Annotated in this window: 27 protein-coding genes and 1 pseudogene; 18 read left to right on the plus strand and 10 right to left on the minus strand. The window is 39.2% G+C overall.

Annotated elements, in window-relative coordinates; genetic code table 11:
- Positions 1-42: 42 nt before the first annotated feature.
- From CFH81_00180 to CFH81_00215, 8 genes are all read left to right on the plus strand, one after another.
- A complete protein-coding gene (locus tag CFH81_00180; protein DAB40760.1) occupies positions 43-501 on the plus strand; it encodes a hypothetical protein in 459 nt (152 codons plus the stop codon).
- Between the two features lie 86 nt (positions 502-587).
- Positions 588-722: a 50S ribosomal protein L34 gene (gene rpmH, locus CFH81_00185; protein ID DAB40761.1), complete on the plus strand. Its 135-nt coding sequence runs from the start codon at positions 588-590 to the stop codon at positions 720-722.
- Between the two features lie 14 nt (positions 723-736).
- A complete protein-coding gene (gene rnpA, locus CFH81_00190; protein DAB40762.1) occupies positions 737-1,048 on the plus strand; it encodes a ribonuclease P protein component in 312 nt (103 codons plus the stop codon).
- 89 nt (positions 1,049-1,137) lie between these two features.
- A complete protein-coding gene (locus CFH81_00195) occupies positions 1,138-2,739 on the plus strand; it encodes a membrane protein insertase YidC (GenBank protein ID DAB40763.1) in 1,602 nt (533 codons plus the stop codon).
- Positions 2,736-3,563 carry a hypothetical protein gene (locus tag CFH81_00200; protein ID DAB40764.1) on the plus strand — a complete coding sequence of 276 codons (828 nt, stop codon included), beginning with the start codon at positions 2,736-2,738 and terminating at the stop codon, positions 3,561-3,563. Before CFH81_00195 ends, CFH81_00200 begins: the two co-directional genes overlap by 4 nt.
- Positions 3,556-4,896, plus strand: coding sequence for a tRNA uridine-5-carboxymethylaminomethyl(34) synthesis GTPase MnmE (locus CFH81_00205; protein ID DAB40765.1), 1,341 nt, complete (start codon positions 3,556-3,558; stop codon positions 4,894-4,896). Before CFH81_00200 ends, CFH81_00205 begins: the two co-directional genes overlap by 8 nt.
- A gap of 1 nt (position 4,897) precedes the next feature.
- On the plus strand, positions 4,898-5,236 hold the full coding sequence (locus CFH81_00210; GenBank protein ID DAB40766.1) for a hypothetical protein: 339 nt from the start codon (positions 4,898-4,900) through the stop codon (positions 5,234-5,236).
- Positions 5,237-5,300: 64 nt separating this feature from the next.
- Positions 5,301-5,963 carry a hypothetical protein gene (locus tag CFH81_00215; GenBank protein ID DAB40767.1) on the plus strand — a complete coding sequence of 221 codons (663 nt, stop codon included), beginning with the start codon at positions 5,301-5,303 and terminating at the stop codon, positions 5,961-5,963.
- 57 nt (positions 5,964-6,020) lie between these two features.
- On the opposite strand, the gene CFH81_00220 is transcribed toward CFH81_00215, so the two are convergent.
- The gene (locus tag CFH81_00220) at positions 6,021-6,701 is read right to left on the minus strand and encodes a dUTPase (GenBank protein DAB40768.1); all 681 of its coding nucleotides are present in this window, start codon (positions 6,699-6,701) and stop codon (positions 6,021-6,023) included.
- Positions 6,702-6,805: 104 nt separating this feature from the next.
- Here CFH81_00220 and CFH81_00225 point away from each other — a divergent pair, with 104 nt between their 5' ends.
- The 5 genes from CFH81_00225 to CFH81_00245 all read left to right on the plus strand — a co-directional run bounded on the left by CFH81_00225 (position 6,806) and on the right by CFH81_00245 (position 12,492).
- Positions 6,806-9,025 carry a phosphoribosylformylglycinamidine synthase II gene (locus tag CFH81_00225; GenBank protein DAB40769.1) on the plus strand — a complete coding sequence of 740 codons (2,220 nt, stop codon included), beginning with the start codon at positions 6,806-6,808 and terminating at the stop codon, positions 9,023-9,025.
- A 59-nt stretch (positions 9,026-9,084) separates the two neighbouring features.
- The gene (locus tag CFH81_00230; GenBank protein DAB40770.1) at positions 9,085-10,617 is read left to right on the plus strand and encodes a bifunctional phosphoribosylaminoimidazolecarboxamide formyltransferase/inosine monophosphate cyclohydrolase; all 1,533 of its coding nucleotides are present in this window, start codon (positions 9,085-9,087) and stop codon (positions 10,615-10,617) included.
- A 154-nt stretch (positions 10,618-10,771) separates the two neighbouring features.
- Entirely contained in the window at positions 10,772-11,167 is a 396-nt protein-coding gene (locus tag CFH81_00235) for a sulfurtransferase (GenBank protein DAB40771.1), read from the plus strand.
- An 84-nt stretch (positions 11,168-11,251) separates the two neighbouring features.
- On the plus strand, positions 11,252-12,109 hold the full coding sequence (locus CFH81_00240; protein DAB40772.1) for a DnaJ family protein: 858 nt from the start codon (positions 11,252-11,254) through the stop codon (positions 12,107-12,109).
- 11 nt (positions 12,110-12,120) lie between these two features.
- Positions 12,121-12,492 carry a MerR family transcriptional regulator gene (locus tag CFH81_00245; GenBank protein DAB40773.1) on the plus strand — a complete coding sequence of 124 codons (372 nt, stop codon included), beginning with the start codon at positions 12,121-12,123 and terminating at the stop codon, positions 12,490-12,492.
- A 46-nt stretch (positions 12,493-12,538) separates the two neighbouring features.
- Here the strand turns inward: CFH81_00245 and CFH81_00250 are convergent, their stop codons facing one another.
- Positions 12,539-12,946, minus strand: coding sequence for a hypothetical protein (locus CFH81_00250; GenBank protein DAB40774.1), 408 nt, complete (start codon positions 12,944-12,946; stop codon positions 12,539-12,541).
- Positions 12,947-13,181: 235 nt separating this feature from the next.
- Between CFH81_00250 and CFH81_00255 the strand changes: the two genes are divergently transcribed.
- Positions 13,182-13,655 (plus strand): adenylate cyclase, encoded by a 474-nt coding sequence (locus CFH81_00255; GenBank protein DAB41395.1) that lies wholly within the window; start codon positions 13,182-13,184, stop codon positions 13,653-13,655.
- Positions 13,603-14,424, plus strand: coding sequence for a hypothetical protein (locus tag CFH81_00260; protein ID DAB40775.1), 822 nt, complete (start codon positions 13,603-13,605; stop codon positions 14,422-14,424). The genes CFH81_00255 and CFH81_00260 overlap by 53 nt, the downstream gene beginning before the upstream one ends.
- Positions 14,425-14,503: 79 nt before the next feature.
- On the opposite strand, the gene CFH81_00265 is transcribed toward CFH81_00260, so the two are convergent.
- Entirely contained in the window at positions 14,504-15,577 is a 1,074-nt protein-coding gene (locus CFH81_00265; GenBank protein ID DAB40776.1) for a transporter, read from the minus strand.
- Between the two features lie 134 nt (positions 15,578-15,711).
- Entirely contained in the window at positions 15,712-16,569 is an 858-nt protein-coding gene (locus CFH81_00270; GenBank protein ID DAB40777.1) for a hypothetical protein, read from the minus strand.
- A 249-nt stretch (positions 16,570-16,818) separates the two neighbouring features.
- Between CFH81_00270 and CFH81_00275 the strand changes: the two are divergent.
- The 3 genes and pseudogenes from CFH81_00275 (at position 16,819) to CFH81_00285 (ending at position 19,699) form a co-directional block, all read left to right on the plus strand.
- Positions 16,819-16,947: pseudogene (locus tag CFH81_00275) on the plus strand (IS3 family transposase).
- A gap of 945 nt (positions 16,948-17,892) precedes the next feature.
- Complete coding sequence (locus CFH81_00280; GenBank protein DAB40778.1) at positions 17,893-18,114, plus strand: hypothetical protein; 222 nt, start codon at positions 17,893-17,895, stop codon at positions 18,112-18,114.
- Positions 18,115-18,619: 505 nt separating this feature from the next.
- Positions 18,620-19,699: a hypothetical protein gene (locus CFH81_00285; protein DAB40779.1), complete on the plus strand. Its 1,080-nt coding sequence runs from the start codon at positions 18,620-18,622 to the stop codon at positions 19,697-19,699.
- Between the two features lie 21 nt (positions 19,700-19,720).
- Here CFH81_00285 and CFH81_00290 read toward each other — a convergent pair whose 3' ends face one another.
- From CFH81_00290 to CFH81_00315, 6 genes are all read right to left on the minus strand, one after another.
- Complete coding sequence (locus CFH81_00290; protein DAB40780.1) at positions 19,721-19,945, minus strand: hypothetical protein; 225 nt, start codon at positions 19,943-19,945, stop codon at positions 19,721-19,723.
- A 163-nt stretch (positions 19,946-20,108) separates the two neighbouring features.
- The gene (locus tag CFH81_00295) at positions 20,109-20,315 is read right to left on the minus strand and encodes a hypothetical protein (GenBank protein DAB40781.1); all 207 of its coding nucleotides are present in this window, start codon (positions 20,313-20,315) and stop codon (positions 20,109-20,111) included.
- Positions 20,305-20,505 (minus strand): hypothetical protein, encoded by a 201-nt coding sequence (locus CFH81_00300; protein ID DAB40782.1) that lies wholly within the window; start codon positions 20,503-20,505, stop codon positions 20,305-20,307. The genes CFH81_00295 and CFH81_00300 overlap by 11 nt, the downstream gene beginning before the upstream one ends.
- Positions 20,506-21,080: 575 nt before the next feature.
- Positions 21,081-21,653 (minus strand): hypothetical protein, encoded by a 573-nt coding sequence (locus tag CFH81_00305; protein ID DAB40783.1) that lies wholly within the window; start codon positions 21,651-21,653, stop codon positions 21,081-21,083.
- An 18-nt stretch (positions 21,654-21,671) separates the two neighbouring features.
- On the minus strand, positions 21,672-22,571 hold the full coding sequence (locus CFH81_00310; protein DAB40784.1) for a hypothetical protein: 900 nt from the start codon (positions 22,569-22,571) through the stop codon (positions 21,672-21,674).
- A 29-nt stretch (positions 22,572-22,600) separates the two neighbouring features.
- Positions 22,601-23,389: a hypothetical protein gene (locus CFH81_00315; protein DAB40785.1), complete on the minus strand. Its 789-nt coding sequence runs from the start codon at positions 23,387-23,389 to the stop codon at positions 22,601-22,603.
- Between the last annotated feature and the right edge of the window lie 49 nt (positions 23,390-23,438).

The following is a 23,438-nucleotide window of genomic DNA, read 5'->3' on the forward strand; positions in this document are numbered from 1 at the left end:
AATCAACAAACACTTATGCAGGTTATGAAAAGGGGGAGAGAGATGGCGAGGGAAGGTTTGCATTTTAATGAAAAGCAGATAAAAATAGCATCTAAAATGATAGATAAGCTCGAGACAACGTTAGATATTTTATATTACTTTCTGGAGCACAAAAAAGATCAGACATTTGTTATCGTATTGATTTCGGCAAAAGATATTGACTTGTGTGATTTACTAAAAAAAGAAAAGCGTGATACAGACATGCTTTTTAAGATCAATAAAGAGGACGATCTTTATGCAGTTATCTGTCAAAAGACAAAAGTAGAAGGCGGATATCGGTTTGCAGAGAGATTGCTTCGAAAGATACTGTTAAGCAATGGTCATAGTGTTTATAGTGTTGCATTGGAGATAAGAACAACAAAATATTCGATCAAAGAAGCTGTTTTGAGGCTTATAGATACTTATTTTCAAGCGAAGTCGGAAAACAAAGAGGGTGAAATTGTTTTTCGAAGTTTATATTAGTATGATTTAAGGCAGGTTAAGGTAAAATCGCGTCCACTATTGTCTTACACTGCGTTTAGGCAAAATTTTATGAAGGATCATACGAAATGAAAAGAACATACCAGCCACACACTACACCAAGAAAAAGAACACACGGGTTTAGAACAAGAATGAAAACAAAAAACGGCAGAAAAGTGATTTCTGCAAGAAGAGCTAAAGGCAGAAAAAAATTAGCTGCATAAAACATTTTACTAGAATAAAAACTGGTAAAGAGTTTGATGGCGTGTACAAACATGCCACCAAAATATGGCACACTCCTTATTTTGTTCTTTTTTATAAAAAAGAGAAAGAGTTCAAAGTGGGGTTTGTTGCCAGTAAAAAAATAGGAAATGCAGTTCATCGAAACAGAGCTAAACGTTTACTAAGGGCACATTTCATAGAAAATATTGATCTTCTGTCTGCGGGTAGTTATGTGCTAGTTGCAAAGCCTGCACTTATCAAAGAAACTTATCAAGAGACGCGCAAATCGTATCTGCTCGCGCTCAAGAGATGCTTGGCTGAAAAATAGCTTATTCGAATTTGACCTGCATCAAAGAAACTTAACATATATCATACTATACTATTGTCTCAATCAGTATTTTTAATAAAGGTATCACTTTGGAACAACAAGATCTTCAAAAACGACTTCTTTTGGCACTTGCCCTCTCTTTTTTTGTATTTATTGCATTTAGTTATTTTTTTCCGGCACAAACTACAGAACATAAGAGTGAAAAAAATGTAACGCAAACCCAAGCATATCCTGCCCCCGAAAACAGCACCTCTTTAGCACAAAATACATCTGATGCTGCCGTTGATGCTCCTGCAAAACCGGAAACCTCTGTCTTGGCGACAGTCAAATCTACCAATTTTATAATGACGATAGATGTATATGGCCGTATTGCACAAGTAGAGCTTTTGGAGGATAAGTATAGGGATGATGAAGGCAATACCTTAAAGATCCTTGATCCGCAAAAAGCCAAGCCCCTTGAGATACGATTTTCTGATGCGACTATAAATAGTGAAGCGTTTAAAACGCCTTATAGCGTTGTGGGCGCAAACAGTATTGATGTATCCAACGAGGACCAAACTGTAATACTGGAGCAGAAGCTCTCAGAGCTTACTGTGACAAAAAAGATTACATTTAAAGCAAACGGAGCTTACGATGTTGCAGTGACAACATCCAAAGATGCATCATATTTCATTACTCCCGGCTATAGACCCGTAGCCGATCAGTCTATATATATGCTGGTGCGTGGGGCATTGATTAAGACAAATGAAAATACCATTAAAACCATAGAAGACGGGGATGCAAAAGGCAATGAAAGTTTTAATAATGCCAAAATCGCTTCTGCATTTGATCGATATTATGCTTCACTATTGTTTGATTTCGACAAAGGAATAAATGTTTCTATTTTAAAAGAGAAAGAGGACAATCCCCTTATTTTTATTCAAGGAAGCAGCGAGTTTAATCTGCATGGCTATATAGGCCCAAAAGACCATGAAATTCTTAAATCCATACATGCGGAACTTACCGATGCAATTGAGTTTGGCTGGTTCTCTTTTTTGGCAATCCCTTTCTTTAAGGTTCTTTTGTGGATACACGGATATATAGGGAACTGGGGATGGGCAATTATTCTTTTTACTGTTTTGGTAAAACTGATACTTTTCCCTCTTTCATATAAAGGCATGATGTCAATGCAAAAGCTCAAAGATTTAGCGCCCAAAATGAAGGAACTTAAAGAGAAATATAAAGGTGATCCTGCAAAGATGAATATGCAGATGATGGAATTATATAAAAAACATGGAGCCAATCCTATGGGGGGATGTCTGCCCATGCTGCTTCAAATTCCTGTTTTCTTTGCATTGTATCGCGTACTTTTGAATGCCGATGAGCTTCAAGGCGCCAACTGGATGTTATGGATAAACGATCTTTCCAGAATGGATCCTTACTTTATCCTGCCGATTTTGATGGGCGCATCAATGTATTTTCAACAAAAAATTACACCGTCAAATTTCACTGATCCACTTCAAGAGAAGATTTTTAAGTGGTTTCCGGTCATTATGACGGTATTTTTTGTCTATTTTCCATCAGGCCTTGTGCTGTATTGGCTGGTCAATAACCTCTTTACTATCGCGCAGCAGTACTATATCAATCATATGTATAGCAAACATAAAGAGGCAGCCATCGCATTGCACCACAAGGGAAAGGATAGCAAATGAAAAAAGTTCATGCACCTACTCTTGAAGAAGCCTATCAAAAGGCTGCCAAGGAATTAGAGTGTTCTGTTACTGAACTTAAATATGAAGTGGTGCAGCATCCCTTTAAAGGGCTATTTGGTTTTTTTAAAAAAGAAGCAATTATTATTGCTGTTTACGATAAACCAAAAGAGGTCTCCAAAACAAAAACGGCAGCAAAGCATACACAGAGTGCTGCCGGAGAAAGCAGTTTGACTGCATCCGGGCAGATGATTCTTGACGACAAGATTATTTTGGCTGAAAAAAATGCAGTTTTAGATAGTTTTTTTGATACAGATATGCATCAGAAGCAAGAGGTGTATGAAGAAGAAGGCATTATCTATGATGAATTGGCGCTTCTTATAGAAAATCAGCTGAAAGAACTTTTATCGTATTCGTGTTTCGATATTGATGTCGTTGAAGTGGACGTAAGAGATAATACTGCTCTTATCTTTATTGACGGAGAAGATGCCGCGTTGCTTATAGGCAAAGAGGGCTATCGCTATAACGCACTTTCTTATATGTTGTTTAACTGGCTGCATGCAAAGTATGAACTTTTTGTTAAGCTTGAAATAGCAGAATTTTTAACTTCACAAGAAGAGATGATCCGCAATTATATTAAGCCGGTTATTGAAAATGTAGAAAAATTTGGAAAAGGAAAAACACGTCCTTTGGATGGAATTTTGGTTCAGATTGCTTTAGAACAGCTCCGCAAAACCTTTCCCGATAAATATGTGGCTGTAAAAACAGGCAAAAACGGCAGCAAATTTGTTGTGATCAACGATTTTAATAATAAAATTCATGCATAAAACAATCGCTGCCATTGCCACCGCACATGGCGTTTCCTCGATCTCTATTGTCAGAATAAGCGGGGAAGAAGCATTGCAGATTGCTCACAAAATTTCACATAAGCAAGAGATTGTTCCAAGATATGCGCATCTAACCTCTCTTTATACCCCGGAAAATATACTTATTGACCGTGCAATTATGATTTATTTTGCAGCACCTAATAGTTTTACCGGAGAGGATATTGTTGAATTTCAATGCCATGGCGGCATAGTGGTGGCACAAGAGATTCTCGATACGGCAATGACCCATGGCGTGCGTCTTGCTGAGCCGGGAGAATTTTCCAAGCGGGCTTTTTTAAACGGAAAGATTGATCTGACCGAAGCGGAAGCCATCTCAAAGTTGATTGAGGCCAAGAGTGTGGATGCCGCTAAAATTTTAGCCAAACAACTCAAAGGCGAACTTAAAATATTTGTAGAGGAAACCAGGGAGGCCTTGCTTAGGTCGCTGGCCTATTCTGAAGTGATGATAGATTATGCTGAAGAAGATATCCCTGATGATATTATGCAAAGTATTCTTGATCAACTTGATGGGCTTACCTTTCAAATAGAACGAATTGTCGATGCCAGCCATAGACGCAGAGGGCTGATAGATGGCTTTAGGGTAGCCATTATCGGCAAGCCCAATGTGGGTAAAAGTTCTTTGTTGAATGCATTGCTTAGTTATGAGAGGGCGATTGTCAGCGATATCGCCGGCACCACAAGAGATACTATAGAAGAGCAGGTAAGGATCGGTTCTCATATTATCAGGCTGGTCGATACTGCAGGCATCCGTGATGCTCAAGACGGCATAGAAAAGATAGGGATAGAGCGTTCACTAAGTTCGATAGAGGAGGCAGACGTCATTATTGCATTGTTTGACGGAAGCAGGATATTTGATGAAGAGGATGAAAAGATAATTTCTCTCGTTGATGGTCTTAAGGAAAAAGAATGCATTGTTGCTATCAACAAAACAGATCTGGAGCACCGTTTTGACAGATCAAGAGTTGACAAATATTCCCCTATAGAAGTGAGTGCAAAAAAAGGATTTGCGCATCTCACTCAAAAATTGGAAAATCTTTTTGACAGTATCGGTCAAGGTGATGAGTTAATGCTAGTGTCAGCGCGCCAAATAGACGCAGTGACAAAAACAAAAATATCAATTCAAGAGGCAAAAGTGCCATTGCTAAATGGGGAGTTGGAGTTTTTCTCCTATCATTTGCAAGAAGCCGTTAAAATGATCTCTTCTATCTCCAAACCTTATGAAAGTGAAGAGATACTCGATAAGATGTTCGGCGAATTCTGTTTGGGAAAATGAAATGGAAGACTTGACCCGATTTTTTGTTTCAAGTGACTTTGAGATATATAGTATAATATTTTTGTTTCTTTTCGTGTGTTGGTTTTTTGTAAATACGCTAAGATACTATAAGCAAGAAAAGAGAAAAATGAGAAACTTGCATCGTTTTGCCGGCAATGGCGAGCCGCAAGCACAGCACGAACTTGCCAAGCGTTATCATCACGGAAAAATGGTGAAAAAAAATTGCCAAAAAGCAGCCTTTTGGTATCAAAAAGCAGCATTTACCGGAGATGAGCAGGCCAAAGGCTATTTGGAAATGTTTTTGAAAAATCATAAAAAAAATGATCGGTTTTATTGTTGATACTTGTGGATACTCCTAAAGTTAATACAGTATAATTCAGATTATATAAAAAAGGAAGCAAAAAATGACAAAAAAAATATCCTTATTTTTTACATTATTAATAATAGTATTTTTTTTTAGCGGATGTGTAGAAAGAGAACTTACTCTTTCAGAAAACGGTTCACGTTCTTCAGGGTATTCAAAGTGGGGAAGCCAAGGCAGTCCGGAAGAGGAAAATGTCGATATCTCAGATCTTGAAGATGAAACCGAAACAATCGCAGAAGACGAAATGATAATCACCGATGAGGCGGGCCAGCAAAAAGTTAAACGCATTTCTTTTCCGGTTGCCGAATATGCTCGCCTCCCAAAAACAGGCAAAGGGACAATAAAAGGCGCTATTTATTTAGCAGATAGCTATAACAGAAAAATCTTTGGCGCATCAACAAGACTGTATCTCAATCCGTTGACAAGTTATTCAAGACAGTGGTACAAAGAGAGCTATCTTGGCGGTTATAGCATGGATGAATCAGATTCCAGACTTTTTAATTATTTAAGATTTACGGCTTCAGATGCACAGGGTAATTTTGCTTTTTATGGTGTTCCGAGCGGACGGTATTATCTTGTAGGAACAGTGCAGTGCGGTCAAGAATGTGGATATGATATACCTAAAAATATTCGTATTGCAACAGAAGTCAGTGTAATTGGCAATCAAATGATACAAAAGGATCTGACTAGAGTCGCGGAATAAGACTGCAATGGCAGAATTATTCCGTAAACCCCTTGAAAAGTAGTAAAAAAGAGGATGTTACTTTTTCGGATAGGCAGCATCAAGCGCATTATAAAGCTCATCTGCTGTCATCCCCTCTTGTGCATCCAGGCACTGCTGCATAATAATATTGTCTTCAATTCCATTCCATAGCTTATGATAAGTTCCTTCTTTGTATCCGCGATCCTGTCTAAATTGATTTAGAACATTTTTTCCGATATAAAGTTTATATAAAGCATCAAGGTTAAGTCCTGACTGTATCGCTATATCAATAAATGCTTCGATCGGTTTTTCGGTTGATGTCTCGCAAAAGAGTGACTTTATCAGTTTTTCGACTGTTTCTATTTGTTCGTAGTAATTTTTCTCTGTAGTTTCAAGAGGTTCTGCGAAGATACTATAATTGGGTAGAGCGTGGATCGACCGGGCCAAAGCATCAATAGTCCCCCTGTTTTTAATCTTGTAGTCTTGAAGGGCCTCAGACATAATGAAATGCCAGATATCCACCGTTTCGATCTTGATATTTTCATAGTCTGGTTTTGCATCAATATTTTTCCAGTGTTTCCAGGGATAACTCTCTATGAGTTCGGCACATTCAAGATAGGCGCAGCGTTTCCAATCGATAAGTTTACCGTTTTTGGTGATACCCTTCTCCCAGCCTTCTCCGTTTGTGGCGTCATTTAGCTGTTGTTGAAGTTGGAGCATTTGCAGTATTTTATTCATTCTTGCCCTTTATGTTTGATGAATAATTTTACCTATTTATCACTTATTTAGCACTTTTTAATTATAATAATAACCTTATTTACCTCCTCAAAGGACACCATATTATGTCACAGATTGAAAATCTAGATGAAGTTTTAAAAAATCACAAATTAAGCAAAGAAGAGTATCAAGAGATTGTTCGTATCCTTGACGGCCGTCATCCCAATGTTGTAGAGATAGGTATTTTCTCAGCCATGTGGTCAGAGCATTGTTCTTACAAATCAAGCAAAAAATACCTCAATGGTTTTCCCACAAAAGCGCCATGGGTTATTCAAGGGCCCGGTGAAAATGCAGGAGTTATTGACATCGGCGAAGGAATGGCGGCTGTATTTAAAATGGAAAGCCATAACCATCCTTCGTTCATTGAACCTTTTCAGGGCGCTGCGACAGGAGTGGGAGGTATCCTCAGGGATATTTTTACGATGGGAGCAAGACCTGTTGCCAATCTCAATGCGCTTCGTTTTGGGCAAGTCAACGGAAATAGCGAAATAAGCAAATATCAAAGACATCTCGTGCGCGGTGTAGTGGAAGGCATTGGAAGCTATGGAAACTGTATGGGCGTACCCACTATCGGCGGAGAAGTAAGTTTTGATGAGAGTTACAATGGAAATATTCTTGTTAATGCTTTTTCTTTGGGGCTTGTAAAAGCGGATGAGATTTTTCTTGGTGTGGCTTCGGGTGTTGGCAATCCTGTGATTTATGTAGGTTCTAAAACGGGACGGGACGGGCTTGGAGGTGCCGTGATGAGTTCGGACAGTTTTACGGAGGAGTCAAAATCGCTTCGTCCTACCGTGCAAGTGGGCGATCCTTTTACTGAGAAGCTTTTGTTGGAGGCCTGCTTGGAGCTCTTTAAAACCGATCATGTTGTGGGTATTCAAGATATGGGGGCCGCAGGGCTCACCTCTTCTTCTTTTGAAATGGCAGGCAAAACAGGTGCCGGGCTTATTATGCATCTAGATAAGGTGCCGGCAAGAGAAGAGGGAATGACACCCTATGACTTTATGCTTTCAGAATCCCAAGAGCGTATGCTAATCTGCGCCAAACAAGGGAGTGAACAGGCTATCATTGATATCTTTGAAAAATGGGGACTCGATGCAGCAATAATCGGTGAAGTAACAGATACGGGACGTATGGAGCTTTACTGGCATGGCGAAAAATGTGCAGATATGCCTATTGCCCCGGTAAGTGAAGAAGCGCCTATGCTTGACAGACCGACATCAAGACCAAAATACCTTGATGGGGTGAATGCGAAAACGGTGAATGACTATGCTGCGGTAACAGATCAGGAGGCGTTTGAAAAACTATTGGCATCCCTGGAAGTGGTTGACAAATCATGGGTGTATCAACAGTATGACTCAATGGTGCAAACCAATACTGCAAAAGGACCTGGAAGTCTTGATGCAAGCTGCATCCGCATTAAAGAAAACGGCAAAGCATTGGCGATGAGTTCTGATTGTAATCCTCGCTACTGTTATATAGATCCAAAAAAAGGTGCCGCGCTGGCAGTGGCGGAAAGCGGACGCAATGTTGCAATGAGCGGCGCTAGACCTTTGTCTATTACGGATTGTTTGAATTTTGGAAATCCGGAAAATCCTGAAGTGATGTGGCAGTTTGCCCAAGCGTGCGAAGGAATAAAAGAGGCTTGTCTTGAACTCAATACCCCTGTAGTAAGCGGCAATGTGTCTCTTTATAACGAAACTAACGGGGTAAGCGTATTTCCTACCCCTGCAATTGCTATGGTGGGCCTGAATGACAATCAGAACAAAGTGCTTCCAAGTGTTTTTCAGGAAGAAGGCAATAGTGTGATACTTTTGGGAGACAGCAGAGGAGAGTTTGGAGGCTCGCTTTATATTAAAGAACTTTTTGGCGAAACGGTAGGATCTTTGCCGGCATTTGATTATAGCGCCGAACTTAAGCTTTGGGATCTTGTGATCGAAGCCAATAAAAAAGGTTTGCTCAAAGCTGCAAAAGATGTCAATCTTGGCGGTATTGCCATCGCACTTTCTAAAATGGCAGCGGTCTCAGATAGGGGCATTGTAGCAAATGTTGATGTTTTGCAAAGCAGAGATATTTTTGACGAAACGCAAAGCAGGGCACTTGTGGAGGTTGAAAATAAGCATATTGAGGCATTCACAACAATGGCAGCAGGCCTGGGAATCAAATTTGAAGTCATCGGAACAATCGGCGGCAGCACGGTCAGGGTCAATGATGTTGAGCTTCCTTTGGAAAAAGTCAAAGAGGTATATTTTACGACATTTGCTAAGACGATCGAGCAAGATTTGTAGTTTGAGTATTTCACTAATCTAAAACACACGATAAACAAAAGAAGGAAGGAAAGAACTTTATGAGAGCATTGTTAAGCGTAAGCGATAAAAACGGTATTGTTGCTTTTGCAAAAGAATTGGAACGATTGGGGTGGGAAATTATTTCAACCGGAGGAACCTACAAAACATTAAGCAATGAAGGCATCAAAGTTACAGAGATAGACGAAGTAACTAAATTTCCTGAATGTTTTGAGGGGCGCGTAAAAACACTTAACCCTTATGTGCATGGCGGTATCCTATATAAAAGAGAAGATCAGGCGCATGCCGCACAGGCCAAAGAGCTCGGCGTAGAAGGGATAGACCTTGTCTGTGTCAATCTTTATCCGTTTGCCGCAACCATCGCCAGAACGGACGAATTTGAAGAGATTATTGAAAATATTGATATCGGCGGTCCCACCATGGTGCGTTCTGCGGCAAAAAATTTTAATGACGTACTTATCGTAACGGACGCAAATGACTACAATTTGGTGCTTGAAGCTATAGAAAAAAAAGAAGACACATTGGAATTCAGAAGAAATCTGATGATAAAAGCTTTTGAGCATACTGCTGCGTATGATGCGATGATTGCCAATTATATGAATGGCCGTTTCAATGAAGGTTTTGGAGACTATCAGTTCATTGCGGGCAAAAAAGTATTTGATACGCGTTATGGCGAAAATCCTCATCAAAAAGGTGCACTGTATGAATTTGGAGGATTTTTCAGTAATCATTTCAAACAGCTTAAAGGAGAGGCGAGTTTTAACAACCTTACCGATGTGAACGGTGCCCTTAAAATAGCCGCCAGCTTTGGAGACGAAAACGCCGTTTGCATTGTCAAGCATGGAAATCCTTGCGGATTTGCCATAAAAGAAAATTTAGTAGATGCTTACGCTGAGGCGCTTAAATGTGATCCTGTTTCTGCATTTGGCGGTGTGGTTGCAGTGAATGGGGTTGTAACAAAGGCTTTGGCGGAAAAAATGAATGAAATTTTTCTTGAAGTGATTATCGCAGCAGATTTTGATCAAGAAGCTATAGCGGTTTTTGAAAACAAGAAACGTATTAAGCTTTTTGCACAAGGGGGCAAAAAGCTCGTGCTTGCCAATGATCCTGCAGATTTTAAACATATTGACGGCGGTTTTGTTTTTCAAAACAGTGATTGCATCTGTAACAATGAAGTACACAAGGCAGAACAAAAAAGTGAGCTTACAGCAAGTATGCAAGAGATGAAAGATTTAGAGATAGCATGGAAAGTTGCAGGACTAACGAAGTCAAACTGCGTAGTTTATGTTAAAAACTCGGCGATGGTTGCAGTGGGTATGGGTATGACTAGCCGTGTGGATGCAGCACAATGTGCACTCAAAAAAGCCAAAGAGATGAATCTTGACGTCAGCGGGGCAGCGATGGCCTCGGAGGCTTTCTTTCCGTTCCGCGACAGCATAGACGCCGCCGCTGCCGCAGGCGTGAAAGCGATCATTGAGCCGGGGGGAAGCATTCGTGATGATGAAGTGATCCAGGCAGCAAACGAGCACGGTATCGCACTTTATTTTACGGGCGTAAGACACTTTTTGCATTAAAAATCAATAAGGTAGAACCTTCACGGCTTTACCTTTGCTGTCTTCCGATTTTCTTTTAATTTCTGACTCATATCCCATTTGTTTTTACTCAATTGATACTGTTTATTTGATTTATCTTCTTGTGCTACAATGCCAATAAAATAGAGGTGAACACATGCGAAAAATACTTTTTGGGATATTGATGATATGGACTGCCTTATTGGCAGATTTGCAGGAAGTTTGGGTTACTCCGGATTTTATAGAAAAAGATATCAAGATTATTGATATAAGAACACCTTCAGAATGGAGAGAGACAGGCATAGTCAAGGGTGCATATACTCTTATGTTTTTTGATGAGCAGGGACGATTTGATATTCAGGGTTTTTTAAATCAATTGAATAAAATTGTCAAGAAAGATGAGCAGTTTGCACTCATATGTCGAACAGGAAGCCGTACTGCCGAGGTTTCAAAATTTCTAGCCAACGAAATGGGCTACAACGTGATTAACCTGAGGGGGGGTGTAATGAAATTGAGATATGAGGGGTACAAATTTGTACCCTATACACAATAATTTTTTTATGAACTTGATTGACATTGACTAAACTAATTTGATATAATTATATAAAAATGAAGCTGGAATGCTGCAGGAAAAAAGATGGCAAAAAGTTTATATGAAACGCTTGGTGTAAGCGAAGATGCGAATGCTGATGAAATTAAAAAAGCATATAGAAAATTAGCAAGAAAGTATCATCCTGATATCAACAAAGAAGAGAGTGCTCAAGAGAAGTTTAAAGAAATTAATGCAGCCTATGAAGTACTTAGCGATCCCCAAAAGAAACAGCAGTATGATCAATATGGCGATCAAATGTTTGGCGGGCAAAATTTTCATGATTTTGCACGCGGACAGAGTGCAGATATAGATTTAGATGAAATATTAAGAAGTATGTTTGGCGGTGCAAGAAGCGGTTTTGGAGGCGCACAGGGAGGATTTGGCGGTTTTGGAGGATTTGGCGGAATGCCGGATCTGGACGTGCAAGCGCGTATTACTGTGCCATTCATGGTGTCCATTACGGGCGGCAAACATAGTGTTTCAGTGGGCGGTCAAAGTTTTGATATCAAGATTCCTGCAGGTATCAAAAGCGGTGAAACCATGCGTGTGCGCGGCAAAGGAAAACAGTACCAAGGCCAGGCCGGAGATCTTTTATTGAGTGTTGAGGTAGCTCCATCCAAAGAATATGAAAGAAAAGAGAATGATCTTTATAAAACATTTGATGTGCCGCTCAAAGAAGCGCTTTTTGGAGGAAAAATACAAATTGAAACACCTCAAAAAGAAGTTTCGCTAAAAGTTCCCCAAAATACTAAAAACGGCCAAAAATTTAGACTTAAAGGTCAAGGTGTGCCTGATAGAAAAACAGCGATGGTGGGCGATTTGTATCTGGTAGCCCATGTTGTTTTGCCTGATGTTGATACGCTTGATAAAGAACTAAAAACAATGCTAGAATCCAAACTATAAAGGAGGAGCGGATGCACAGTTACGATGAACCTGTTTATCTTATCTCAGTGGTTGCCAATATGCTGGAAATTCACCCTCAAACGCTTAGGCAGTATGAGAGAGAGGGGCTTGTAGAACCTTCGCGTACAGGAGGACGGATGCGTTTATACTCCCAAAGAGATATCGATCGCATGAAACTTATTTTACGATTGACACGTCAAATGGGTGTAAACTTGGCGGGAGTGGATATTGTGTTGCAGCTAAAAGAACAGATCGATCAGATGCAAAAAGAGATAGATCAGCTCCGCAAGGAACTTAACCGTATCAACCGTAATGGTTCGGTTCACTCAAGCAAAGCTTTGGTGACTAAAAGCAGTTATGATATTATTATCTTTGAAGACTAAAAATATTCTTTTTTAAATCCAATTTGCCCGGCTCGGGCAAATTGGATTATTCTGAAACACAGCGGTTGCCGCGTGAACCCCATTTTACAATGGTGCCTTTTGCATCAGTCTCTAAAAAGAGCTTACAGCTATCTGTTACAATATCTTGATTGTATCCAAACATCCCATAGTAACGATATCCATAGTACCCATATCCCATAACAGGCATTGATGGTACACTGCGAATTCTGGAATGCTCGTAGACATAAACTTTATTTTTGTTAGGCAATATAAACGTATGGTCAGGATAGCCTGCTTTCTCTATGAAGTGCGAAATATTTTGACCTACCCAGCGGTCATGTTTTTTAACAAAATTTTCATGCGTAGCACACCCTTGCATCATGGCCATTATTCCGATCAAAACACCTAGCTTCAGGAATGCTTGAAGGTTCCACTGTACCGGTATCTTTTTCATTTTGACTCCTTTGAAAAATTATTTATTATATTATAATCTATTTGTATGAATGATGCATGAAAATGGCCCATTGCTCTTGTATTTTAATTTTTGTGTGCCGATAAATATGCTTCAGCTTATCTTTATAAACACTTTATTGATTATGTTTTTGCCTATTGCAGAAAAAAGAAACTTAAAGAGTAAAAAAGATAGTATAAACCTATAGCGATAAGTGCACAGATTGCCTGGAGAAAAGATGGGTGTAGAAATAGAACGTAAGTTTTTAGTGAAAAATACATGGCCAAGAGAGAATGGTACTTTATATATACAAGGGTATTTGAGCCGTCAAAAAGAGCGAACGGTAAGAGTAAGAGTGGTGGGCGATAAGGGATATCTGACGATCAAAGGAAAGAATCAAAAAGCATCCAGGCCCGAATACGAATATGCCATCCCTGCAGAAGAGGCGAAGGAGATGCTGGAGCAATTATGTGAAAAGCCAATCATTTGCAAATACCGCTATAAGGTTTTATATGAAAATACAGTGTGGGAAATAGATCAGTTTTTGGGGGAAAATGAAGGATTGATTGTGGCTGAAGTGGAGCTGGAAAGCGAAGATCAAATGATTGATTTACCGCCGTGGATAGGTCAAGAAGTAACGGACGACACAAGGTACTATAATGCGAATCTTATCGGCAATCCTTATCAAAAATGGGAAAAAAAGATACAATAATATTATGGCAAATAAAACATTCAGCCATACAAGGGAGAATCTTATGGGTTGCAAAAAAATAGCGGCGTTATTTTTGTTGTTGGGCATCTTTATTACTCAAATGTATGCAGAAACCAAACTCTATGATTTGAAGTCCGGCATTATCGAGTATGCCATAAGCGGAGGCGGAAATATCATGGGTGTGCAGAGTGACACACGCGGAAAACGAAGACTTGTTTTTGACCAATGGGGTTTGCTTCAGATTCAAAAAGAACAAAGAACCTCTACTGTAATGGGGCAAACAACAAAAACGGATTCTATCACCAAAATTGACAACGGCATTGTGTATGCGGTTGATGTCGACAAGAAAGTGATCATCAAGCAGCCCTTTGAAATGTTTGGACAATCAGACAATCAGGATATGCTTAAAATGGGCAAAGAAATGTTTAAGAAGCTGGGGGGAAAGCAAACAGGTACAGGCAGTATGCTTGGGTACGCGTGTGAAATCTGGGAGCTGATGGGAACAAAAATATGGATTCATAAAGGAGTTGCGCTTAAAGTAGAAGCGGAAATGATGGGTATCAAGCATATCGAAGAGGCCGTAGATGTTAAATTTGATGTTGCAATCGATCAAAATGAATTTGATATACCCGATTTACCGGTCAAAACTTTTGAAGAAATATATGGCAAGGATTTTAAAGAAATGGTATCTGATCATATGCCTACGCAAAAAGAGCTGGAACAGATGCAAGAGATGATGAAACAGTTTGGCACTATGCCAACCCATTAATTTTTGTTATGAAAAAAAGACAGAAGTTGCAAAGCGTAAGTGTTAAGGCGGCTTTTTAAAATCCGCCCAAGAAAAAGCATTAGGCGGATTTGATAGTTTGAAGTCTCTTCTTTTGCAGCAGCATACGGTCTTGAAAAAGTTTGTTTTTGTCCTTGGCGAAAGCTTGCATATCTTCCACTTCGTCCATTTCGTCAACAATTTCAACTCCCAAAAGTGCCTCGATCGCATCTTCCAGCGTAACCACACCGGAAGTTTGTCCATAGTTGTCATGCACGACAAACAGGTGGGTCTTCTTCTTAATAAACACATCAATCAGTGCGAATACAGGAACATTTTCAGAGACTTTATGAACAGGGAATGCAATAGAATCAAGCAATTTATCATCATGATCTTCAATACTCTCTTCTAGAATGGTTTGGTTAAATACCACTCCGATCACATGATCGATAGACTCATCGAAAATAGGAATACGAGAGTGGATATACAGTCGATCCTCATTGAGCGCTTCACCCACTGACATGGTAGAAGGAAGTGCAAAAACAACGCTTCTGGGGGTCATGATGTCTTTGGCTTTGACATGTTTTAGTTTTAAAAGGTTTTCAATCAGGTAGCTCTCCTTACTCATAAGTGAGCCTTCTCTTTCTCCCATAGCTACAACCGCCATAATCTCATCGCGTGAAAAATTGGTATTTTTGTTTTTGCCTCTTGAGATAAAGGTGGTAATAATCGAAGAGAACCACACCAATGGATAGGTCAGTTTGATCAAGAATGAGATGACATACGCTGAAGGGATAAGCAATGATTTCCAGTAGATTGCCCCGATAGTTTTGGGGATAATCTCAGAAGCATACAAAATCAGCAATGTCAGAATAAAGGCTATCGCCGCTTGCCATTCTGCACCAAAAAGCACCTGTGCCTGTGCGCCAACCCCGGCAGCACCCATCGTGTGGGCAAATGTGTTTAGGATTAAAATAGATGCAATCGGTCTATCAATATTTGATTTTAAACTTTTGAGTTTAGTAATTGCCTTTTCATTCGTTCTCGGAAGCGTTTCTATATAAGAATTGGTGCTTGATAGTAAAACAGCCTCAAGAACTGAACAGACAAAAGAGATTGCAAGAGCAAAAAAAAGATAGGTAAGTAAAAGCGTCATATGGCACTTCCACAGTAGGTTTTAAAGGCGAAACACCTGTCGCCCAGATCGGTTGGATTCATTCCAAGGTATCCTTTTGTTTAAATAATAGCGGTATTATAGCATATGTTTGTTTATCGTAAGAAATTTAATTTCTATCGCTCACATTTTTCATATTTTACCAGCGCAACTCTTCCAAGTATGAGAAGTGTAACACCGATAATCAAATAAAGCGCATTGATCATTTTACTGTAATCATCCAGAACGATTTTAAAAATAACCATGAGGGATTCTATGGAAGCCGCAATGATGATGGAGTTGAGAAATTTTGCCAAAAGCGTGCTTCCTGAAGCTTCCTCATGCATACTTCCCTTAAAAAGTATCTCGTGTTCAATAATATGTTTTGCCAGATCGTAGATGGCAAGACCTATCGTTATGGAGATAATAGATTGAAAAACGTTATGCAGAAAATCATGAGCAAGCGAACCAACAAAAAGATTCATAAAAACAAATCCTCCGTAGAGAATCAAAAAAAGTGAAACCGCACCAAGCAAAACAGCGCCTGTGCCGATAACGAGCTTGTTGATCTTATGAAACAATGAGTTATGCTCAATCAATTTAAGTTGCTCAAGAAGCCTCAGGAGATCAAAATCGACAACGACAAAAGCATTGATCTGCTTTTTGACAACCGTTACCGTCGGAGAACCGGTAATGTGATGCAGGTAAGGGTTGGTTATGTAGATGTCATCGGCGGCAAACTGTATCCCCTTAAAATAAAAAGATTTATCATAGCCGACCCTTGAGGGATCTTGTTCTTTGCGGCCGTAGTTTGGTGTGATCTGTTTAAAATCCTCGCTTACCGCATAAATAATTTCCGCTGCCTTGTCGACCTCTAAAAACTGAACCAAACTTTTTTGATCAGTGTGTGAGGGACGAAAAGCTGCCATGGTGCTACGCAGATAAAACTGTACACTGTTTTTGTTCTCGGTGTAGATATTGATGATACGTTTCATTGCTGTTCCTTCTCCGATACTATTTTTTAGTATAGCACTATTTTTTGGATTTAAATAGATAAAATAGGCATTTTTTGGGTTGTGTTTCTCGATTTTCGCACTATATATTATTTATTGCTTAAAATTGCATTTATTAAAATAAAGATCATGAAAAATTTAGAATATGCAATAGGAAAATAATATATACTTCACTTTTTAAAGAAGAAGAAAATGTGTCCCAGGGTAATGATCCTGGGTTTTTTCGCGGATCTTGACAGGTGGGCATATGAAAATGGTGTCGAGCTTGATTTTTCAAGGCCTGGAAAACCAACGCATAATGCTATAATAAAATCTTTCAATCGCTCTTTTGGGGATGAATGTTTGAATGTGCATTGGTTTTATCTAAGATTGAGTGAAGACCATTTGAAGGAAAATATATTAATCAAGATAAAGTATATTGCGCAAAATATATTAGTGATAATCATAATAGGACAATAAACTACTCATTCAGGAAGATATTTTGATTTTCAATATCTTTGTGGATTAATTGTTTTTTCCTCGCCCCCAAGCTCCAGCCTGCGGGATGCATATGCGTGAAAATAAAATAATAACATGAACACAAGACTTTATGGCCCGACTATCGGACGGTTCGTCAGCGCAGACCCCGTGATCCAAGATCCTTACAATACCCAAAGCTGCAGCCGCTACTCCTACGTAAGGAAACAAACCCGTTAAAATATACAGATCCTTGAGGGCATAGCTGGAGCGCTACAATAAAGAACAGAAAAAGTCAGCATAGAAAAGTCTGGAAATTGGAGGAGTTTATATCCTGTAGTTATTCTGCAGGAAAAGTCACCTTTTGGAGTATGTCGGTTTCGGAAAAGCTTATAATAATACTTAGGTTTTAAAATCTTTATTTGTGTTATAATAAAATATTCAGTTTACTTTTAAAAAGGAACTGATTTAAGAATAATCACAATTAGGTGCTACATTTGTTGTTTATAAAGTGACAACGGTGTGCTTTACATTGGGCGAAAGTTAATCTTCGGATTTACGATTCGTCAAATAGCAAAAAAGGAAAATAAAATGCTTGAAACTATTGCAATTATCTTAATTGTCCTCTGGCTTCTAGGGCTCGTCAGTTCATATACTATGGGCGGTTTCATTCATGTTCTTCTAATCATCGCAATCGTGGTGATTTTAATTCGTGTCATTCAACGTCGGCGTATCTTATAAAGAGTCAAAAGCGGTTCCATATAAAGTACAGTTTGTGTTTTTTGGCCAGTTACTTTCCCTCTTCTGACAGATTTCAGCTTGAGGGTATTCAAATAAAAAGGAAATAAAATGAACGCAATTAAAATTGTAGCTGTTGTATTGATCGTAGGCGGCGTATTGGGTTTAACGTATGGCGGTTTCAGCTACACTAAGAATACAGAGCAAGTCAAGTTGGGACCAATCGAGATGTCAGTAAAAGAGAAGCAGACCTTTAATGTTCCGGTTTGGGCTGGTGTGGGGGCGATAGCATTAGGCGGTATACTCTTGCTTTTTGGAAGTAAGCGATTTTAGTCATTGTCCATTTAGGCAGAATAACCGGCTAACTGTGTTCCTATTGATATTGCCATGATTAAGTAAAAAAAAGAAAAAGTGAACCTGGAGGCTGTCTATAAAATAGGGAAGCTTGCAGGGCAATAAGATTGATAAATTTTTCTTCATTAAAAGTTGGAGATAAAATAGCGGGCAAGATACGCTAAGGCTGCAACAAGAGCTGTAGAAAATTAAGCGGAAAATGCCGATATTCGGATAAAAGTAGAAATGTAGTGTTTGTTTTTTAGCTTTTGATTGTTTATTTGCGATGTAGTCAATGTTTGATAAGTGGTGGGTCCTCAGGGACTTGAACCCTGGACCACTCGGTTATGAGCCAAACGACATTAGTTTTACATAGCGATACATAACGCTAGAACGCACTATTTTACGCACTTCTAAACTCATATAAATATACATTTAACTATACTTTTATCTCATAAGTGAACACCCAAGTGAACACCCATTAAGCAGAACTGGAAAAACTCTAATGGCCATTGATACAAGTGAATACCCAAATAAGGTTAAGGCTAACCTGTGGGCGAATAAAACATATACTACATTTTTTTACAACTTTATGCAAGACTCAAAGCGTTACCGTGGGCTTATAGACCTATCTGACAGATCAGCGTGGGGTAAGCGTGACCGGGTGGCGTATGCAGAAGCGGAACTCAGCAAGATAAAGATAGACAGAAAAGCCGGAGTGCTGCAAGATATACGATTAGATGACTGGGTAGAAAAGGTCTATGACCGCATGGAAGATACAAAGTGGGCCAAAACACTCAAAAGCCACTACAAGAGGTATGTAAGTCAGGATATAGGTAAAAAGACCGTACAAGAGCTGCTGCAAAACGATATCAAAGAAACGATCAAAAACCAAAGGGATGCTGGCATATCTCCACGGACGATCAAGCAGACCATAGAGGTGCTTAGGCCAGTGTTTGCAGAAGCCATAGCAAACAGGATGATACTAACCAGCCCTATGGACGGAGTTAAAGTAAAGCTGCCAAAGACAAAAAAGATAGTCACAAACGCTACTGAAGAGCTGGTAGAGATATATGAGGCGATAAGTAAAGAGTTTGAGGATGAGCCTTTTTATAGATCGCTATATCTTTTTGCCGTGCATGGTAGGCGTAAGGGAGAGATACTGAAACTTAAATGGAAAAATATAGACTTTGAACACAGCTACTATATCATAGAAGATACCAAGAACAGTGAGACCCAAAAACTGTATTTGCCATGCGACATAAAAGAGCTGCTGCTACAGTTCAAGATGGATACCGAATACGTCTACACCTCACGCGCTACAGGTACGAGACTTATCGACATACGAAAAACAACGTCTCGGATATCAAAGAGGCTTGGTCGTAACTTCACGCTGCACTACCTGCGTAACGTGATCGTAAGCGCTATGGCAGACCATGGTGTAGCAGCGACACACATGAGCGGTGCACTGGGGCACAAAAGCGCGACCACTATAGACAGATACCTAACACTTAACTACCTAAGAGGTAGCCAGCTGGCAAGCAATGTTATAGGTGAGGTGACCAAGAAGAAAAAGGCAGATTAGGGGACTGTTCAAAATTCTGTGTCAATCGGGTAAAATAATAAATACCCAAGGACACAGAAATGAAAACATGTAAACAATTGAAAGCCACAGCAAGTCGTACCACATCACTATGTGCTTAAGCCCGACAAGTTCTTCTATTCCGTATATTAAACCATCTCCTAGTAGAAACATCCACCCAGTAAGCCAAAAAATATCTAAAAATTTATAGTTCAGTAACCATAATATTGCATCAAAAAAAATAAACATACTATCCTTCCATCGACATAGCGCAGCCGATTTTTCCAGTCGAGATATTGCCTCTCACTAACCATTTTTGGTCTATCTGTGTTTTTTTGCCTTTTTTCTTGTCTCTGCAAAACGAGCATCTTTTGTCCGTTTCGGAACGTCGTTGATGTCAGCATGGACCATATCATACCGCCATCCCGCATGAATGTTTATCGATCCATGCTTTGATCTCTGAGATCTTATAATAAATCGCACCGCCTATTTTTTTATATGGCATATCCAGCTGTTTTCTGTATTTTGCCTGTGTGCTTTTTGCCATACCGAACTCTATCTCCAGCCCCACTGTATCTAGATACTCGCCCATTAGTATGTGTTTTTTCTTAGTTTTCACTTCTTCTTCCTTGAAACACTTCAATGATTTTTTTATCTTTTTTGATAATCACTTTGTCTTTGTTAGTGTCGATGTATGTTTTGCTGCTGTCTGTATGCAGCAAGCATACATGGCCGCTTTTTTTGTTAAAATCCACTCCAAGCACCGGCACGGTGATGACGATCTTGCCGCTGCCTATGACCGCGATCATAACGCTACCGCCAAACATATTGCATATATCAATGCAGCAACACATCCTATAACTGCTGTATCTGCTGCCACTTCAGGCCAGTCTATGCCCCCGCATCTTTTTTCCCACTCCATAGCTCGGAAAAACTTTTTCATCTTTCCCCCCCTTTCAAGTATCTTGCAAGATCTCCGGCTGTCTTGCATCCGTTCGCCATAGCCCTGTAGATTAGTGTAGTATTTTTCATTTTAGCTCCTTTTTTGCTTCCGGATGCTCTTATGTAGAGCGATATAGAAGTAGTTACAATCAAATAATACATTTTGTACTCTTAAATAAAAATTAAAAATAATACGAAATGTATTTTTTATAAAAAAGTTATGCAGTTTAGAAGTCTGGTATACTAACAGCTATAAAAATAAAAGGCTACAGCGTGGATAGATCGAATAGAAACAAAGGGAGAGACATGATAGAGATTTTGGCAGGGGCTTTGGTGCTGGTGTTTGTGATCTTTGGCTTATGGTTTGGCGTGAGTGATGAAGAAATGGAGGCTAAGGCACTCCAGCAAGCAGAGCAGAGCATACTGGAGGATATGAACGGTACTAAATAGAGCTATTTGTTTCCGCTTTGTCTGCTGTTATCATTAATCCTGTATGATCTGAGTATATAGATGAAAACTCTATATCGTTTAACTGAAATCTTTTATCTTCTTTCAATACACTACCATCATCAAGACCTAAATAGTGTGTAATATCGCCTCTTTGTTTCAACCCCATGTTTGAATCAAAAAAAGCCATGACGAATGCAGTCGCGGCATATACAGAATCATTGATTGCTTTTTTTGTATCAGTATGTGCTATAAGTGTTGCGCTTATAAGGCTTTGTGTATTGTTATCAATTTTCATTACCAAGCCTATTTTGTCGTTTGCAGAGGATGTGATGTTGGGAGGATCAAACGATATAGTTTTAAATTTCATATCTTTATCAAGAGTTTTTAAAGAATAATTTACGTTAACGATATATTCATCAAAGTTTTTAAATATGGACGTGTCTACAGGTTTATTTTTTGTATTATCCGTATCGTCTGAAAAATATCCATAAGCAAAAAAACCTATTACACACCAAACAAGTATGCCTGTTATTATATCTTTTACTGTCATTTTTTTATCTGTCATCATTAAACCTTTTTATTGTTAATTTGGCAGTATGTAAGCCTCTTTTATAGTCTTACCCTCTCTAACTACCCTTACTTTCAACGCTATATCTTCGCCGTCATCTGCTGCCTGGTACAGCTTTGCATTATCTCTTTGATCTAGCAAGGATACCGCCACGAAAGTATTTAGAAGTTGGCTTCTGAGCTTCACTCTCCAGCCGTCATTTATCTTGTCAAAACCTTTTATGGTGTAGGTATCTTCTATGATGGTTTCTTTTGGCTCATATACTTCTACATAGTTAAATGTTTCTACATCGTTCATGTCGTATGTTGACAGTGTACCGTCTGATAGTTCCAGTGTATCACCTACACCAAGAAGTCCTATAGCCTCTTTCATTGCTCTGTTTTTCGCTTTTTCTAGAACAGGCTTTCTTCCAAGCTCTTCTATGGCTTTTGTGGCAACTTCAAGTGCTTTTTTGTTTGTTTCGTTGGCTTCTGTGGTCTCTATCTTGTGTTTCTGTGTATCAAGATAATCTTTCCATGCTTTTGTACCAAAAAAACCAAGAAGCGCTATAATACCAAGTGTCGTTACCTGTAATCCGTCCATCTTTCCTATAACTCCCCATACTTCTGCCGGCAAGTCATTTAACATATCAAGTTCTATACTGCCGTCTTCTACTTTGAAAAGTACTTCTACATCTTCTACTTTTGATTTGCCGAATGTATTTTCAAGAAATAACTTATAGTCTTTTCTGAATGTAGACAAAAAATCTGCAAATTCAGCCGATATATAACCATCTTTTACTTTAAACTTTTCGCCCTTGAAATGAAGTACAAAAGGTATCGGTTTAACATCACCTACCTGCACTTTTTCACCGCTTATTATAGCATCAAATAAATCACTTAAGTCTTTACTTGATGAGATATCTATAGTCCTCATTTAGCACTATCCCCTTTGTTTTGATGTAATTAACCTTTTAGTATCCTGCCTACAACCCTGCCTACGATATGCAGGTACTCTTGGCTGTCTTTGTCAAGCTCTTCATCGTATCCGTTTGCACCGTGGTAGCTTGGGTTTTCTGAGATGATGCGGATGTTGCCATTTAGCATGAATTTGAGATTTTTTACCTGCTCGCCTACTGCTGTGGCTATGATGTACTTGCCGTCTGCTGCGGCTCTCTCACCGTCTTTTAGCGGTATGAACAGTACAATATCGGAGTCATCCACATAGGGTTTCATACTGTCGCCAACTACCTGTATGGCTTTGATGTCTTTCGCGGGGTAGCGCGTGTCAAGGGTGTGGATGTCGACGTAGATATGTTCCAAATGGGCCGTGCCGACAAGCCCAGCCGACCCTGCGCCTACATACCCGTCTATGAGCGGTACGGATATCAGAGAAGATGGCAATGCGCCGCTGAGATAGTCTTCATACTCATACAGGTTTTCTTCAAGCTCTTTTTTTACAAGCCTTTTTTTTTCTTTATGCGTTACAGGTAGGAGATCGATTATAGAAATATTTAGAATATCTGCTAGCTCTGATATTTTCAAAATGTCATTAGGAAACCTGCGACCATTAGCCCAGTGTATAACAGTAGACTTACTCACCCCTAATTTTTCTGCTATTTTCTCTCCAGTAAAATCACGTTTATCCATATAAAAACGCAATTTAGCTGAAAAAAGGTTAGGCAAATCTTTTACATTTTTCAAAACACCCCCCCCTATTTGATTAGTTTTATTATATAAAATTAAAAAATACAAAATGTACCTTTATTAATCTTTAATTAAGAGTACAAAATGTATTATTCAT

The sequence above is a fragment of the Sulfurovum sp. UBA12169 genome (assembly GCA_002742845.1).
In the GTDB taxonomy this organism is placed as follows: domain Bacteria; phylum Campylobacterota; class Campylobacteria; order Campylobacterales; family Sulfurovaceae; genus Sulfurovum.

What these genes read in the sequence shown, in the direction of transcription:
- CFH81_00280 (DAB40778.1), top strand. Translation starts at nt 17,893, where the DNA reads ATGAACGCAATTAAAATTGTAGCTGTTGTATTGATCGTAGGCGGCGTA.
- CFH81_00310 (DAB40784.1), bottom strand. Translation starts at nt 22,571, where the DNA reads ATGAGGACTATAGATATCTCATCAAGTAAAGACTTAAGTGATTTATTT.
- CFH81_00255 (DAB41395.1), top strand. Translation starts at nt 13,182, where the DNA reads ATGGGTGTAGAAATAGAACGTAAGTTTTTAGTGAAAAATACATGGCCA.
- CFH81_00270 (DAB40777.1), bottom strand. Translation starts at nt 16,569, where the DNA reads ATGAAACGTATCATCAATATCTACACCGAGAACAAAAACAGTGTACAG.
- CFH81_00300 (DAB40782.1), bottom strand. Translation starts at nt 20,505, where the DNA reads ATGATCGCGGTCATAGGCAGCGGCAAGATCGTCATCACCGTGCCGGTG.
- rpmH (DAB40761.1), top strand. Translation starts at nt 588, where the DNA reads ATGAAAAGAACATACCAGCCACACACTACACCAAGAAAAAGAACACAC.
- CFH81_00225 (DAB40769.1), top strand. Translation starts at nt 6,806, where the DNA reads ATGTCACAGATTGAAAATCTAGATGAAGTTTTAAAAAATCACAAATTA.
- CFH81_00290 (DAB40780.1), bottom strand. Translation starts at nt 19,945, where the DNA reads ATGTTTATTTTTTTTGATGCAATATTATGGTTACTGAACTATAAATTT.
- CFH81_00250 (DAB40774.1), bottom strand. Translation starts at nt 12,946, where the DNA reads ATGAAAAAGATACCGGTACAGTGGAACCTTCAAGCATTCCTGAAGCTA.
- CFH81_00230 (DAB40770.1), top strand. Translation starts at nt 9,085, where the DNA reads ATGAGAGCATTGTTAAGCGTAAGCGATAAAAACGGTATTGTTGCTTTT.
- CFH81_00240 (DAB40772.1), top strand. Translation starts at nt 11,252, where the DNA reads ATGGCAAAAAGTTTATATGAAACGCTTGGTGTAAGCGAAGATGCGAAT.
- CFH81_00180 (DAB40760.1), top strand. Translation starts at nt 43, where the DNA reads ATGGCGAGGGAAGGTTTGCATTTTAATGAAAAGCAGATAAAAATAGCA.
- CFH81_00220 (DAB40768.1), bottom strand. Translation starts at nt 6,701, where the DNA reads ATGAATAAAATACTGCAAATGCTCCAACTTCAACAACAGCTAAATGAC.
- CFH81_00235 (DAB40771.1), top strand. Translation starts at nt 10,772, where the DNA reads ATGCGAAAAATACTTTTTGGGATATTGATGATATGGACTGCCTTATTG.
- CFH81_00215 (DAB40767.1), top strand. Translation starts at nt 5,301, where the DNA reads ATGACAAAAAAAATATCCTTATTTTTTACATTATTAATAATAGTATTT.
- CFH81_00200 (DAB40764.1), top strand. Translation starts at nt 2,736, where the DNA reads ATGAAAAAAGTTCATGCACCTACTCTTGAAGAAGCCTATCAAAAGGCT.
- CFH81_00205 (DAB40765.1), top strand. Translation starts at nt 3,556, where the DNA reads ATGCATAAAACAATCGCTGCCATTGCCACCGCACATGGCGTTTCCTCG.
- CFH81_00260 (DAB40775.1), top strand. Translation starts at nt 13,603, where the DNA reads ATGCGAATCTTATCGGCAATCCTTATCAAAAATGGGAAAAAAAGATAC.
- CFH81_00210 (DAB40766.1), top strand. Translation starts at nt 4,898, where the DNA reads ATGGAAGACTTGACCCGATTTTTTGTTTCAAGTGACTTTGAGATATAT.
- CFH81_00265 (DAB40776.1), bottom strand. Translation starts at nt 15,577, where the DNA reads ATGACGCTTTTACTTACCTATCTTTTTTTTGCTCTTGCAATCTCTTTT.
- CFH81_00305 (DAB40783.1), bottom strand. Translation starts at nt 21,653, where the DNA reads ATGACAGATAAAAAAATGACAGTAAAAGATATAATAACAGGCATACTT.
- CFH81_00245 (DAB40773.1), top strand. Translation starts at nt 12,121, where the DNA reads ATGCACAGTTACGATGAACCTGTTTATCTTATCTCAGTGGTTGCCAAT.
- CFH81_00285 (DAB40779.1), top strand. Translation starts at nt 18,620, where the DNA reads ATGGCCATTGATACAAGTGAATACCCAAATAAGGTTAAGGCTAACCTG.